The following is a 15059-nucleotide window of genomic DNA, read 5'->3' as shown; positions in this document are numbered from 1 at the left end:
CCGTCACTTCCTAGAGGAAGGCATGGATATATTGGATTGCGGCGTATCGGAAATCGCCCAAGCCGTTAAATCGCGCGCGTTGCGGTCGGTCGATGTGCTGGACGCGTTCTATAACCGGATCGACGCCGTCAACCCCGCTTTGAACGCGCTCGTTCAGAGCAACCGGGAACTGGCGTATCGCGAGGCGGCGCAGATCGACGCCAATCTCGGGCGCTTGCAGGACCGGGCGCTGCTCGGCGTGCCGTTCACGGTCAAGAACACGTGCGACGTGCGAGGCTATCGACCCGACAAAGGATGCCCCGGTCTTCTGAATCGGCCGAGCGAGGCGGACGCGAGCGTGGTGGCACGGCTGCGCGCACAAGGCGCCATCGTGCTCGGTCTCACGAATACGCCCGAACTGAGCATCGGCTACGAGACCGATAACGTGCTCTATGGCCGCACCTGCAATCCCTTCGACTTATCGCGTTCTCCGGGCGGAAGCAGCGGCGGCGAATCGGCAATCATCGCGGCGGGCGGATCGCCGCTCGGCATCGGTTCGGATGCGAGCGGGAGCCTGCGCGTGCCGGCCCACAACACCGGCATCGCCACGCTGAAGATGACGCAGGGCCGCGTGCCGCTCACGGGCCATGTGCCGATCGACACGATGGGTCTGTTCAGCGAGTTCATCTCGTTCGGCCCGATGGCGCGCTACGTCGCCGATCTGATCGCGGTGGCCCCGTTGCTCGCGGGGCCGGACGGGCTCGATCCGCACGTGCCGCCCGTGCCGTGGCGCGATCCGGCCGAGGTCGATCTGCGCGCGATCCGCGCTGCGTACTACACCGACGACGGCATCTCGGCGGCGTCGCGCGATGTCGTCGCCGCGGTCGCGGACGCGGCGCTGGCATTGCGCGCCGAGGTGTCGGCGGTGACCGAGCGCCGGCCCGACGTCTTGCCCGAAATGGATGAACTGCTCTCCAACAGCATTTTATTGGGCGGCGACGAGGGCGAATGGCTGGCGGATCTCATCCGCAAGCTCGATTTGAAGACGCCGTCCCCGCTGCTCCTCGAGTTTTACGAACTCGCCAAGGGGTGCCGCATGTCGGTCACCGAGTTGCGCTGGAGTTGGGTGCGGTTCGACCAATGCCGCAAAGCGATGCTGCGTTTCATGGACGAGTACGACGTCGTGCTGTGTCCCGTCGCGGCCACGGTCGCCAAGCCGCACGGACGTTCCTATCCCGAGATCCGCGATTTCAGCTACTCGATGTGCTACAGCCTCGTGAACTGGCCGTCGGTCGTGGTGCGCGTCGGACAGAGCGCCGACGGCTTGCCGATCGGCATTCAAGTCGTGGCGAAGCCTTGGCGAGAAGACGTGGCGCTCGCCGTCGCCGCGCGCATCGAGCACGTGCTGGGCGGATACCGGGAGCCTCGTCTCGCCGACGCGCTTCAGCACTGACCGTTCGAGCCCATTCACCCCATTCGAGAAGCGAAGCATGGAAGCGATCAATAGGCATCCTACCGAAGAGCCGCGCGCAGCGGATTCGTTGATCATGCCGGCCACGACCCAGCAAAGCCGGGCGCACCGGTTTTTTCGCTGGTTCGGCGCGCCGGGCCGCTGGCTGTCGAGGTCCCGCCACTCGCGGGCGCTGAGCCGGCGCGACGGCATATACGAGTACTTGGCCAAGCAAGCGAGCGCGCGCGACGGCAGCTTGCGGCGCGTGCTGCCGCTGTCCACGTTCGCGGGCGATTACTACTTCCTCATCGGCGCCGAGGAGATTCGCGACTTGATGCGCCATCCGCGCATGGGTGAGGGCGAGTTGATCGGCGAAGGCCGCCAGCTGCACGTGGTGGCCGATGCGCTCGGGCGCTACCGCATCAGCAAGGAACGTCAGGACGCCAAGCAAAAGCGCAACATCATCGCGCATTTGGTCAGCAATCCGGAGCGCCATATCGAAGTGATGCGCGGCCTGAGCCGCGGCCTCGTGCAATCGTGGCGCGAGACGCACGGACCGCTTCTCGTCAATTCGGATCTGAGCGAGTACACGGTCGAAGTCTATCTGCGTGCGGTGATGAACTTTCAAGGCAGCCTCGACGGCGTGGCCGAGTTGCTCGAGGAGCAGGTCGGCCTGCTGGGCGAATCGATGGTGTACCGCAAGTCCGCCGGTTTCGAAGCGCGCTTCCAGCAACTGAAACAAAAGCTCGTGGCCAAGATCGGCAACGATCCCGGTCTCTTGACCACCACCGAATACACGGATCGGCTCAAAGGCTATATCGACGAGCATTACAAATCGATCCAGGACGAAGCGTTCGCCACCGGTTTGAACGGCGCCGTGCTCGCGGGCTACATCGCCCCGTTTCCGTCGTTCGCCGCGCTCGTCTACGAACTGGGACGCCATCCGGCCTATCAGCGCGCGCTGCGGGATGAAGCGGCCGGTTTCCAGGGCCGCTACGCCGATTACATTCGTCGCGACGATACCTTGCTGCATGCATGCGTGCACGAGGTGCTGAGGCTGCATCCGGCTCAGCCGTTCCTATTTCGGGCCACCACGCGCGATGCGATGGTCGGCGGCCGATTCGTCGCGAAGGGCTCGGAATTGGTCGCGGACGTCTATCACGTGCTGCGTCTGCCGGAACTGTGGGGCTCGGACGCGCAGTCATTCAGGCCAGAGCGCTTTCGCGAGCAGCCGGAACGCTACCGGCAACCGTTCCTCGTCTATTCCAGCGGTCCCAACAACTGCACGGGGCAGATGTTCTCGCGGCTGTCGCTGAAGGTCCTGCTGGCCGAATTGGTCGAGGGATGCCGTTGGCAGGTCACCAATGGAGAGTTCAAACATGAATTTCACTTCGCGCTTGCCATGAGCCAGCCCGTCGAGATTCGCACGGAGGAGATCGGATCATGATCGAGGTGCGAGCCAATCGATATCAGCAGCGCTTTTATCTCGAGTGGGCGCTCGATCGCGGCAGCCGGATGTACAACACGCCGCTGATCTACGAGCTCGAGGGCGAATTGGACGAAGCGGCCCTGACGGCCGCGCTCGATTACTTCGTCAATCAGTGCCACCCGGGATGCCGCAGCCGTTTCATCGAACGCGACGGCGCGATCGTGCAGTGTCTCGAGCAACACGTCGAGTGGGGCCTGCGCCGTATCGACGGCGGGTCGCACGAGACGATGGCGGCGCTCGTCGAAAGCGAGCTCGCACACGGCTTCGATCTCGAGCGCGGACCGCTGTTTCGCTTTGCCCTGCTGCGCGCGCAAGGCCGCCGAGTCCTCGTTCTGAACTTCCATCACATCGTTTCCGACGCCAAGTCGGCCATGCGGTTCGTCGAGCTGCTGCGCGGCGCCTACCTGCATTACACGGCCGGCGAGCCGCTGCCGCCGCCGCCTTCGGCCGCCCCGGACGAGCCGGCCGACCTCGCGCGAAATCGCGAGGACGTGGCGTACTGGTGCGAACTGCTGCAAGGGCGCAGCTTGCATGTCGACTTGCCGCGGCAGGTTCGCTCCGAGCTGCCGAGCGCCGACGGCGAATCGTACTTCTTCGACCTCGACGGTATCGAAGCCGATCGCCTGCGCCAATTTTGCAAGACGCAGCGATGCACGCCGTTCATGGTGATCGCCGCTGTTTCCGGCGTCGTCCTCGGGCGATATGCGGGCAAGCGCGCGCTCGTGCTGAACTATCCCGTCGATTCTCGGCCCGGCACCGCACGCGATGCGATGGGCTGCTTCGTCAACAATGTGCCGCTGCCGCTCGATGTGTCGGCGGGCCGGTCGCTGCTCGCGCTCGTCGAGGACATCCGCCGGCTGCGCAAAGAGGCGCGCGCGCATAGCGAGTTCTCGCTGACCGAGGTGGTTCGGGAACTGCGCGAGCGCGCGTTGACGGAGGAAAACCTCTTCAACGTGAGCGTCATCGAAGCCTACTTCGACGATGTGCCGTTGCCCCTCGGCACCGGTTCGCTGCGGCCGCTGCCGCTCGCGCGCCGCCAGGTGACGGGCGATCTGAGCGTCGCCTATCAGCCGGGCGAGGATCGAATCCGCTTCCGTATCGATTACCGGCTCGATACGTTTGCCGCGTCGTTCATCGCGCGCTTGGCCGAAAGCCTGTGCTGGGCGATGTCGGTCATGCTGACCGAGCCCGAGCGCGCCATCGATGCGGGTACGGTGCTGTCGCCCGCCATGCAAGACGCGCTGCGCGCGATGGCGCAGGGCGAGCCCGACGGCGCCGTGGGCCAAGAGGGCGTGATGGCGATGTTCCGCCGCGCGGCGCAATCGTATCCCGACCGGCCGGCGCTGCACTATCACGGGCGCGTGCTCAGCTATCGCGACACGCTGCGGGCATCGGCGCGCGTGGCGAAACGTCTCGAGCGCCATCTCGTGCGTGGCGGCGAGGCCCAGTTGATCGGCGTTCGTTGTGCGCGCAAGGATCTCGCGGTGCTGTGCATCTTGGGCGTGCTCGGCGCGGGCGCGGCCTATGTGCCGATCGATCCGAAGATGCCCGAAGAGCGGCTGCGCGAGGTGTGCGCCGAAAGCGGCATGACGGCGCTTCTGACCGACATGCCAATGCCCGGCGGGCTCGAGGGCCCCGTCCTCGTCGGCGTGGGCGACGACTTGCTGGACGGCGGCGAGCCGGGGCCCGAGCGCCTCGCGACGCCGCCGGCGCAGGCGCTCGCATACGTCATCTATACCTCCGGTTCGACCGGCAAGCCCAAGGGCGTGCGCATCGAACACGGCAAGCTGGGCAATGCCATCGCCGATTTCGCCGCCGTGCTCGGCATCGGCATCGAGGATCGCGTCGTCGGCGCGACGGCGGTCGGCTTCGACATCTTCGGCTTGGAACTTTTCATGGCGCTGGGCACGGGCGCGAGCCTGTTGCTGCTCGATCGGGAAGTGGCCGACGCGGGCGCGCTGCGCGCGGCGCTCGATCGCCACCGTCCGACCGTCGTACAGGGCACGCCCTCGTTCTGGTCGCTGCTGGCGATGGCCGACTGGCGTCCCGCCGAGCCCGAGGCGCTGACGGCGCTATGCGGCGGCGAGGCGCTGTCGCAGACGCTGGCCGGCTATCTGCTGCGCACCGCGGGGACGGTCTATCAGGTTTATGGCCCGACCGAAACGACGATCTGGTCGAGCCGGCTACTGCTGCGCGACGAGGCCGACTATGCGGTGATCGGCCGGCCGATCGGCGCCACGCGTTGCCATGTGATGGACGAGAGCGGGACGCTGCTGCCGTGGGGGGCGTGCGGCGAGCTATACATCGGCGGGGGCGGGGTCAGCAGCGGCTACCACCGGCGCGACGATTTGACGGCCGAGCGATTCCCCGAGTCGACGCCGGCGGGCTGCGAGCGCGAGCGCCTTTATCGCACCGGCGACCGCGTCTGCTGGAACGAGCGGGGCGAGTTGATCTACCTCGGGCGGCTCGACTTCCAAGTCAAGGTTCGGGGGCACCGCGTCGAGCTCGGTGAAGTCGAGCATGCGCTGAACCGTTTGGCCGGTGTGAAACAGGCCGTGGTGTGCGCCGTCGGGGTGCCGGGCCAAGTGGAGTTGGCTGCCTATCTCGTGCTCGAGCCCGGCGAAACGGCGAACGAGGACGCCTGGCGATCCGCGTTGCGCCAGCGCCTGCCCGCCTACATGATTCCGCGCACGTTCCAGGTACTCGATACGTTGCCGCAGACGATGAACGGCAAGGTGGACCGCAAGGCGTTGCCCGATCCGACGGTGCCGCCGCGGGCGGAAGCGGTTGAGCCGCAAACCGACGGCGAACGCGAACTGCTGGCGATCTGGCGGCGTGTCCTCGGTAACGACGCGATCGGCGTGACCGATCACTTCATGATGGCCGGCGGCCATTCGCTCTTAGCGGCGCAGATGCTGATCGCGGCCGGCCACGCCTTCGCGGTCGATCTGTCGTTCAGCGACCTGCTCGGCGCGCCGACCGTGCGCGAGCTGGCCGCGCATATCGCCGCGGCCGCGCCTGCCCTCACGGGCACGCAACAAGTGCGCGCGGCGCGGTTTCCGTTGTCGCTGGAACAGCGCCATCTGTATTTCATCGACCGCTACGAAGACGGCAAAGGGCATAGCTTCAACCTCGCGGTCGTGCAGCGTCTGAACCGCGGACTCGATGTCGGGGCGCTATCGCGCGCGCTGGGTGCCCTAGTGCCGCGTCACGACATGTTGAACGTGCGGATACGCGACGAGAATGGCGAGCTCGTGCAGTGCGTCGAACCGGTGCCCATGGCAGCGTTGACGCCGCGGCACGTTGCGCCGGAAGCGCTCGAGGGCGTCCTGAGCGAGATCGTTTCGACGCCGTTCGATTTGACCTGCGCGCCGCTGCGCCGGATCGAACTACTCCAACCGTCCCCCGGCCACTATCTGCTGGTCCTCGTTTTGCCGCACATCGTGGCCGACGGCTGGTCGCTCGACGTGCTGAGCCGCGAGCTCACCGAACTGTACCGGGCCGAACTCGCCGGCGCGCCCGCGAGCCTGCCCGAACCGCACCAGTTCTACAGCCACGCCGTGGAGCAGCAGGCGAAATGGTTTGCTTCGCAGTCCTATCGAACGTCGCTGGACTTCTGGCGGGAGAGCCTCGCAGGGTACGCGGGCCTCGATCTGCCTGCCGATTTTCCGGCGACGCGCGAGCGGGATTTCCGGGGCGCGCATCACGGCTTCGAGATCGATGCGGATCTGACCGCGCAACTGAAAGCGCTGGCCGCGAATCTCGGCGTCTCGCTGTTCGACTGCCTCTACACGGTGTTCGCGTTGCAACTGCGGCGCTACTGTCAGCAGACCGATCTCGTCATCAGCGTGCCGGCCGCGAATCGGCGAGCCGGTAACGAGGCGGTGGTCGGGCTCTTTACGAGCATGCTGCCGCTGCGCATCGCGCTCGAAGACGGCGCGCCGTTTGCCGCGCAGGCGCAGCGGTTCAGCCGCCACAGCCGAGCCGCGCTCGCTCATCAGGGCGTGCCGCTCGAAGCGCTGCGCACCAGCGCCGACGGTCGGGAGGGACCGTCGCACAAGCTGTTGCAAGTGGTGTTCGCATTGCAAAACGCCAATGAGGAGTATGCGTTGCGGCTCGACGGCGTGGATTGCTCGTTCGTCGAAGTGGAGGACAACGTCGCGCGCTACGACCTGCTCCTGACCGTACGCGAGGACACGGGGCGACTATTCGGCCGCATCGAGTATCCCCAAGCGCGCTTTACACGCGCGCGCATCGAACGGATGGGTGGCCATTTCGTTCAACTCGCCCGGCAAGCCGCGACGGCCGGCGCGATGCCGGTCGGCGACTACGACATCGTGACGCCGGCCGAAGCCGCGTGCCTGGCGCCCGCCACACCCGCCGATGCGATCGGCGCCGACAGCCTCGTGACCTGCTTTGGCCGATCGGTTGCGGCTCGCCCCGACGCCGTCGCGCTCGAAACCGGATCGTCGCGGATCAGCTACGGGCAACTCGATATCGAAAGCGATCGACTGGCCAAGCGATTGCGCGCCGGCTTCCGTCGAGCGCACGGCCGCGAGATGCCGCCTGAAACATTGATCGGGCTGTGTCTCGAGCGCGGGCCGTCCGTGGTCGTGGCGATGCTCGCGATCCTGAAAGCGGGCGGGGCCTATGTGCCGCTCGATCCGGCCTATCCGGCCGCGCGCTTGAAGTACATGGTGCAGGACAGCGCGATCGGCTTGATCGTCTCGACGCGCGGCGACCTCGAGCGCAGTGCCCTGCACGAGTACGTGGCACCGGAATGCCGCGTGCTGTTGGACGAGCCCCATGCCACGCCGGCGGACGAAGTCTTGCCGCATGTCGATCCGCGCCAACTGGCCTACGTGATCTACACGTCGGGCTCGACCGGCAATCCGAAGGGCGCGCTGCTCACGCATGCGAACGTGGTCCGATTGCTCGAGACGAGCGAGCCGCTGTTCGATTTTTCGGAACGCGATTGCTGGTGCCTATTCCACTCCTACGCCTTCGATTTTTCGGTTTGGGAGATATGGGGCGCGTTGCGCTACGGCGCGCGGCTGTTGATCGTGACGCGTGAGGCGAGCCGCGACCCGAACGAGTTCCGCGCGCTGCTGCGCGAGCACGGCGTCAGCGTGTTGAATCAGACGCCGAGCGCGTTCGTGCGGTTGATCGAGGAGGATGGACGGCACGCCGGCCGCTTGCCGCTGCGGTACGTCATTTTCGGCGGCGAGGCGTTGCAGGTGGCGACGCTGCGGCCGTGGTTCGAGAAATACGGCGAGGCGGCGAAGCTCATCAACATGTACGGCATCACCGAAACGACGGTGCACGTGAGCTTCAAGCCGGTCCTGCCAGCGAGCCTCGTCAATCCCGGCTGCAACGACATCGGCCGGCCGTTGCCGGACTTGACCGCGCTCGTGCTCGACGGGCATCGCCGGCTGTGTCCGGTGGGCGTTGCCGGCGAACTGTATATCGCGGGGCCGGGCGTCGCACGCGGCTATCTGAATCAGGCGGAACTCACCGAGCGCGTGTTTATTCGCGATACCGCACTGCTCGGCGGCGCGCGTCTGTACAAGACCGGCGATCTGGCGCGTTGGCTGGAAAACGGCAATCTCGAATACTTGGGCCGCAACGACCATCAGGTCAAGATTCGCGGTTTCCGGATCGAACTCGGAGAAGTGCAAGCCGCATTGATGCGCTTGCCGCAGGTCGCGAACGCGCTGGCCGTCCACGATCGCGAGCGCGACGGCATCGTGCTGTACTACGCGGCGGCCGAACCGCTCGACGCCGGCGTCGCCCGCGCGCGTTTGCGCGAGGATCTGCCCGAATTCATGCTGCCGCAGCGGCTGGTGCACGTACCGAGCCTGCCTTTGACGGCGAACGGCAAGGTCGATGTGGCGGCCTTGCGGGAACTCGAAGCGCAAGCGCCGGCCACGCGGGAGCAGGCGTACGTCGCGCCGCGAACGGATACCGAGCGCCTGCTGGCGCGCGTGTGGGAGCAAGTACTGCGTCAGCCGCGGTTGGGGGCGGACGCCGACTTCTTCGTCGCGGGCGGCGACTCGCTGCGCGTGCTCGACGTGATCCGGCTCGTGCGCGAGGCGGGCTATAGCTTTAGTCCGCGCGATCTGTTCCGCCATCCGACCATCGCGCAATTGGCGGCCGTCCTGAAGCCGGTAGGCGAGGTGCCGCATCGCCGCGCGCTGGCGCCGTTCGCATTGCTCGATCCGGCGCATGCCGCATCGTGCCGCGAGGCCGGCGACGAGGATGCGTACCCGCTCACCGCATTGCAGGAAGGCATGGTGTTCCACTCCCAGTTCAGGGAGGGCTCCTCGGCCTATTTGGACCTCATGTCGTGCCGCGTGCGTGGACCGTTCGAGGAAAACGCGTTCGCCGCCGCCCTCGAGCGGCTGGTCGAGCAGCAGCCGGTGTTGCGAACGCGCTTCCTGCGCAACGCGGACGGCGCGTGGCAGAAGGTCAAGCAGACGGTGCCGCTGCCTTTCAAGGTATGCCGGATCGAGAGCGCCACCCGGGAAGATATCGACACCGAACTCCATGCCTTCTTCGCCGGCGAGCTGAGCGGCGGCTTCGATCTCGACGTTGCGCCGCTGTGGCGCATCACCGTCCACACGCTCGGTGACGGCTTCCATCTGACGTTGTGCTGCCACCATGCGATTCTCGACGGCTGGAGCGTCGCGACGCTGCTGACGACCCTCCTTAGCGACTACGACGCCGCGCTTGGCGGCGCGTTGCCTCCGCGTGCCCGACCCGAGTACGTGTTCCGCGATTACGTGGCGCAGGAAGTGCGGTTGCGGCAGGATCGCGACGCGCTCGATTTCTGGCTCGCGCACTGGGAGGGCCGGGACGCCACGTTGCTGGCCGCGGAGGCCGCGAGCGCCGACGCGGGCGAATTGAATCGGCACCGCCTGCCGATCGACTCCGAGTTGCATCGGGCGGCCGCGAGTGCGGCGGCGGCCCATTCGGTGTCGATCGATGTCGTGCTGCTAGCTGCCCATCTGCTCGCGCTCAGCCGCGGCACCGGCCAACGCAGCGTGTCGACGGGCATGGCGAGCCACGGCCGCCTTGCCGAGGATGCCGGCCATCGCATGCTGGGCCTGTTCCTGAACACGGCGGCATGCAGCTTGACCTTCGAGGCTGGCGCGAATCCCGGCGACGTATTGCGCCGGCTCGTCGAATACAAGGCCGAGATTCAGCCGTACGCCAATTTCCCGCTCGGCGATATTCAGCGACAGGTTCGCCGGGGGCCGCTCTTCGACACGCTGTTCAACTTCGTCAACTTCCATGTGTTCGGCCAATTGGGCGAACTCGAGCGGCTGTCGGTCGCGCAAGGCTACTGCTACGAGGAAACGAATTTCGCGCTCGTCAGCCAGACCGGCATCGATCCGGAAACGGGTGCTTTGCAGGTCGAGCTCGTGCATCGCACCGACCGCCTGTCCCGTGCGAAGGTCGAACGCTTCGGCCTGCTCTTCATGGACGCGCTGCGCTGGCTTTGCGGCTTCGCGGCCGGCGCAGCCGAGGCCGGCGCGCTCGCGGCGATCTTCCCCGCGCGCGAATGGCTGGGCGGCGGCGGCCGCGTGGCGGGCGAGAGCTTGGCGGCGCGCGCGCAGGCCATCGCCGACCGGTATCCCGACGCCGTCGCGTTGCGCTCGGACGGACGCGAACTCGGCTATCGCGCGCTGCATCGCTGGGCCGATGTCCTCGCCGCGGCGATGCGGGAGCGGCATGGCCGCGCGCTGACCGGGGCACGGATCGGTCTGCTGGCGAGCCGGGAGCCGGCCACGATCGCCGCGATGCTGGCCATCGTGAAGTTGGGCGCCGCGTACGTACCGCTCGATCCCGCTTATCCGCGGGAACACATCGAACGCCTGCTGGCCGATGCGAAGCCGGTCATGGTGGCCGGCAGTGCGGCCGCGCTGGCCGGCCACGCGTGGCTCGCGCCGATGACGCTCGCGCTACCGGATTGGCCGGAGGCGAACGGCGCGATCGAGACGGCCGAGCCGCAACCGATGCCGTCGGCTTCCGAGTTGGCCTACGTCATGTACACCTCGGGCTCGACGGGCCGGCCCAAGGGCGTCATGGTCGAGCAGGCGGGCATCGTTCGTCTGGTGGTCGATGCGGGCTATATCGAGTTCCAGCCCGGCGAGACGGTCGCCCAAGCGGCCAGCCTATCGTTCGACGCCGCCACGCTCGAGGTGTGGGGCGCGCTGCTGAACGGCGCGACGTTGACGCTCGTGCCGTCGGACATCCTGCTGGACGGCGCGAACTTCGGCCGCTTCCTGCTCGATGAAGCCGTCGGCACGCTGTTTTTGACGACGCGGCTGTTCGATCGATACGTTTTGACCGGTCACGCCGCGATCTTCCATCGCCTGCGTTATCTCGTGATCGGCGGCGATGCGATGGATCCCGCCACGGTATCGGCCGTGTGGCACTGCCCGGCGGGGCGGCCGCGGCATCTGTGCAACGGCTACGGCCCGACGGAGAACACCACGTTCACGACCGTGCACGAAGTCGGCGAAGCCAGTCTGACGGCCACGCGGGTGCCGATCGGCAAGCCCATCGCCCATACGCAGGTCTACGTGCTCGACGAAGCGATGCGGCAGGTACCGATCGGCGTGACGGGCGAACTCTATACCGCCGGCGCGGGGCTGGCGCGCGGTTATCTCGGCGAGGATGCACGCACGGCCGCGGCCTTCATCGAACTCGCGCTGCCCGACGCCGGCGATGCGACGCCGCGTCCGCGCCGTCTGTATCGAACGGGCGATGCCGCGCGCTGGCTGCCGAGCGGCGAGCTCGACTGCCTTGGCCGTCTCGACCGCACCGTGAAGATCAATGGATTCCGCGTCGATCTCGGAGAAGTCGAGGCCGCCGCGCGCCGCTGCCCCGATGTGGAGCAGTGCATTGCGGTGGTCGTGCCGGGCGAGCGCAAGCAACTGGCGCTCTATGTCCGCGGCGGCCGGAACGCCGCGGCTTTGCGTGCCTCGCTGAGCGAGCGTCTACCCGCGTTCATGGTGCCGGCCCATATCGTCCCGGTGGCGGCGTTCGTGCTGAACCGCAACGGCAAGATCGATACGGCGCAGTTGCCGCCGGTGTCGGTCCCCGCTTCGGGCGACGCCTATGAACCGTCGGATGCGGTCAGCGGGCAACTGTTGGAAATCTGGCGGGGACTGCTCGGTTCGGGCCGGATCGGTCCTCACGAGAACTTCTTCGACTGCGGCGGCGATTCGCTTTTGGCGATGCAGTTGCAGCACGAGATCGGCCGGGTGTTCCGCATCGAGCTGCCGATCGTCGACGTCTTCCGTTATCCGACCATCGATGCGATGGCCGGGCGATTGTCCGCGCCGCCGGCGGCGGCCCGCACCGACGATGCCCTCACGCGCCGTGCAGCCGGCCTAGCGGGCCAGCGCTCACGCCTGCAACGCCAATTCAGAAAGGAGCAGTCGTAATGAATACGCCAATCGAAAACGCGATCGCCATCGTGGGCATGTCCTGCAAGCTGCCGGTCGGCGATACGCCCGAGCAGTTTTGGCACGCGCTCGAGGACGGGATCGAGGCCGTCGAGCATTTCAGCGACGACGCGTTGTTGGCCCAAGGCGTGCCCGCGGCGCTGCTCGCCGATCCGCACTACGTGAAGGCCGGTATCCGCTTGCCGGGGCGGCAGATGTTCGACGCTCAGTTCTTCGGCATTGCCCCGCGCGAGGCCAGCCTCATGGATCCGCAGCAGCGTTTGCTGCTCGAAGGCGCCTACCGCGCGCTCGAGCATGGCGGCTATGCGGCGGACCAGATGCAAGTGGAAACCGGCGTGTTCGTCGGGGCCGACGTCAGCAGCTATTTCGTGAACAACATCTTGCCGAACGCCGAGGTCGTGGCGGCCGGCGATCCCGTGCAACTGCTGTACGCCAATTCGTCGATGGCGACGCAGATCGCCTACCGTCTCGATCTGAAAGGGCCCGCGCTCGACGTCAATACCGCTTGTTCGACGTCGCTCGTCGCGGTGCACCTCGCATGCCGCAGCTTGCTGCTGTACGAGTGCGACATGGCGCTGGCCGGCGGCGCCTCGGTGCAGGCGGCCGAGCAGGCCGGTTATCCGTACCGCCCCGACGGCATCCTCTCGCCCGACGGCCACTGCCGCGCATTCGACACGAATGCCTGCGGCGTGGTGGCGGGGCAGGGCGTGGCGCTCGTGCTGCTCAAGCGCTACGAGGATGCCGTGCGCGACGGCGACACGATCTATGCGCTGATTCGTGGCACGGCGATCAACAACGACGGAGCGGGCAAGGTCGGCTATACGGCGCCGAGCGTCGATGGCCAGGCGGAAGTATTGCGCCGCGCGCTGGCGGCCGCGGAACTCGATGCGGGGAAGGTCGGCTATGTCGAATGCCATGGCACGGGCACCGCGCTCGGCGATCCGATCGAGTTGACCGCGCTCGCCGAAGTATATGGCCGTGGCCCCGGCGATCCGGCCTGCTACCTCGGCTCGCTGAAGACCAACCTCGGCCACCTGAATTCGGCCGCCGGTGTGGCCGGTCTGATCAAGGCCGCGTTGTGCCTGCATCATCGCCGGATTCCCGCTTCGCTGAATTTCACGCGCCTCACGCGCAAGGTGCGTTTGGAGGAGAGCGGGCTCGTCGTCAACGATAGCCTGCGCGAGTGGCCGGCCGATGGGCAGCCGGCGCGCGCGGCCGTCAGCTCGTTCGGCATCGGCGGAACCAACGCGCATGCCGTGCTCGAATCGTACGAACCGGCGCGCCGAGCCGCGGCGGACAGCGCGCCGCTCGTGTTGACCTTGTCGGCGAAGACACCGCAAGCGCTGGCCCGCAAACGGCAGCAGTGGGCCGAGTTCCTCGAATCGATTCCCGGGGACAGGCTGGCCGATGCATGTTATACGGCCAACATCGGCCGTAGTGTCTATCCCCACCGTTTCGCGCTTGCCGCGGCCGACCGCGGTGAAGCCATCGCGCAACTGCGCTATGCGCCGGCGGTTGCCGCCGCCTCGCGCGGCGTGGTGTTCGTGCTGCGCGACGGCGGGCCGGCGCTGCTCGACGCGACGCGGGCCGCGTACACCGCGCATGCCACGGTGCGAAGCACGCTCGAGTCCATGCTGCAGCCGCTCGGCATCGATCCGGCTGCGCTGCTCGATCCGCATTCGCCCGATCATGAACCGCAGGCCGCCGCGTTCGCCGCGCTGCACGCCATGGCGTCGCTCTGGCTGTACTGGGGCTTGCGGTCGCAGACGATGGTGTGCGACGAAATCGGCGAATTCGTCGCCGCGTGTCTGAGCGGCGCGCTCGATGCAAGCGCGGCGGTGCGGCTGCTTCGCGCGCGCCGGGAAGGCGCCGGCGGCGACTGGGCGCTCGCGCTGGCCGCGCTCGATTGGGCCGGCGCGGGAACGCGCTTTCGCAGCGCTGTCGATGGCGAGGAAGCCGGGCCGAGCGTGCTGGCCTCTAGCGATTATTGGCTCGCGCCGAGACGGCACGAGGCATTCGCCGCCGCATTGCAGGCCGCCACCGACCGGAGCGGCGCGACGCTGCTCGATATGACCGAGGGCGTGTGGGCGACCCCGCCCGCCGCGTCGGCCCTGACACTGGGCTCGCCGCCGGCCGTTAACGCCGTCGCCTATCGGCGCGAATTGGCCGCGACGGCGGCGACGCTGTGGCAGACGGGCGCGCCGCTCGACTGGGCACGCTTTCATGGCGAAGGTCTGCGCCGAGTGGCCGTTCCGACCTATCCGTTCGAGCCGGTCCGGCATTGGATCGACGCCCCCGGACCGCGGCACACCGAGCCCGCGACGGCGCAACCGTCCGCCGGCGCGTCAATGCAGCCGCGGCCCGTTCTGGCCAATCCCTACCAAGCGCCGAGCGGCGAACTCGAACGCGAACTCGCGGCGATGTGGTCGCAACTGCTGGGCGTCGCCGACGTGGGCGCGACCGACGATTTCTTCGACCTGGGCGGCCATTCGCTGCTGGCCACCCAGCTCAACGCGCAGATCCGCGAGACGTTCGGCATCGCGCTCGACCTCGACGACCTATTCGACCAGCCGACCGTGGCGGGAACGGCCGAGTTGCTCCGGCAGCGGCAGCTCGAGGAAATGGAAGCCAGCGGCGGCCTGGTCTGAAACGGCGGCGGCCGCGA

4 protein-coding genes are annotated in these 15059 nt (G+C 67.4%); all 4 read left to right on the top strand.

What is annotated here, in order from left to right; translation table 11 throughout:
* The first annotated feature begins 22 nt into the window (after nt 1–22).
* From C0Z18_RS02320 to C0Z18_RS02305, 4 genes are read left to right on the top strand one after another with little or no spacing between them, the layout of a single operon-like run.
* Entirely contained in the window at nt 23–1432 is a 1410-nt protein-coding gene (locus C0Z18_RS02320) for an amidase (RefSeq protein WP_102643765.1), read from the top strand.
* Nucleotides 1433–1469: 37 nt separating this feature from the next.
* Nucleotides 1470–2876 (top strand): cytochrome P450, encoded by a 1407-nt coding sequence (locus tag C0Z18_RS02315; RefSeq protein ID WP_102643764.1) that lies wholly within the window; start codon nt 1470–1472, stop codon nt 2874–2876.
* Nucleotides 2873–12373, top strand: coding sequence for a non-ribosomal peptide synthetase (locus C0Z18_RS02310; RefSeq protein WP_102643763.1), 9501 nt, complete (start codon nt 2873–2875; stop codon nt 12371–12373). Before C0Z18_RS02315 ends, C0Z18_RS02310 begins: the two co-directional genes overlap by 4 nt.
* Nucleotides 12373–15042: a type I polyketide synthase gene (locus C0Z18_RS02305; RefSeq protein ID WP_102643762.1), complete on the top strand. Its 2670-nt coding sequence runs from the start codon at nt 12373–12375 to the stop codon at nt 15040–15042. Before C0Z18_RS02310 ends, C0Z18_RS02305 begins: the two co-directional genes overlap by 1 nt.
* The last annotated feature ends 17 nt before the right edge of the window (nt 15043–15059 follow it).

The organism is Trinickia dabaoshanensis, assembly GCF_002879885.1.
Classification (GTDB): Bacteria; Pseudomonadota; Gammaproteobacteria; order Burkholderiales; family Burkholderiaceae; genus Trinickia; species Trinickia dabaoshanensis.
This window is presented reverse-complemented; position numbering and strand designations above follow the sequence as displayed.

Coding starts and splice junctions, on each gene's coding strand:
- C0Z18_RS02305 (WP_102643762.1), top strand. CDS start 12,373: ATGAATACGCCAATCGAAAACGCGATCGCCATCGTGGGCATGTCCTGC.
- C0Z18_RS02310 (WP_102643763.1), top strand. CDS start 2,873: ATGATCGAGGTGCGAGCCAATCGATATCAGCAGCGCTTTTATCTCGAG.
- C0Z18_RS02315 (WP_102643764.1), top strand. CDS start 1,470: ATGGAAGCGATCAATAGGCATCCTACCGAAGAGCCGCGCGCAGCGGAT.
- C0Z18_RS02320 (WP_102643765.1), top strand. CDS start 23: ATGGATATATTGGATTGCGGCGTATCGGAAATCGCCCAAGCCGTTAAA.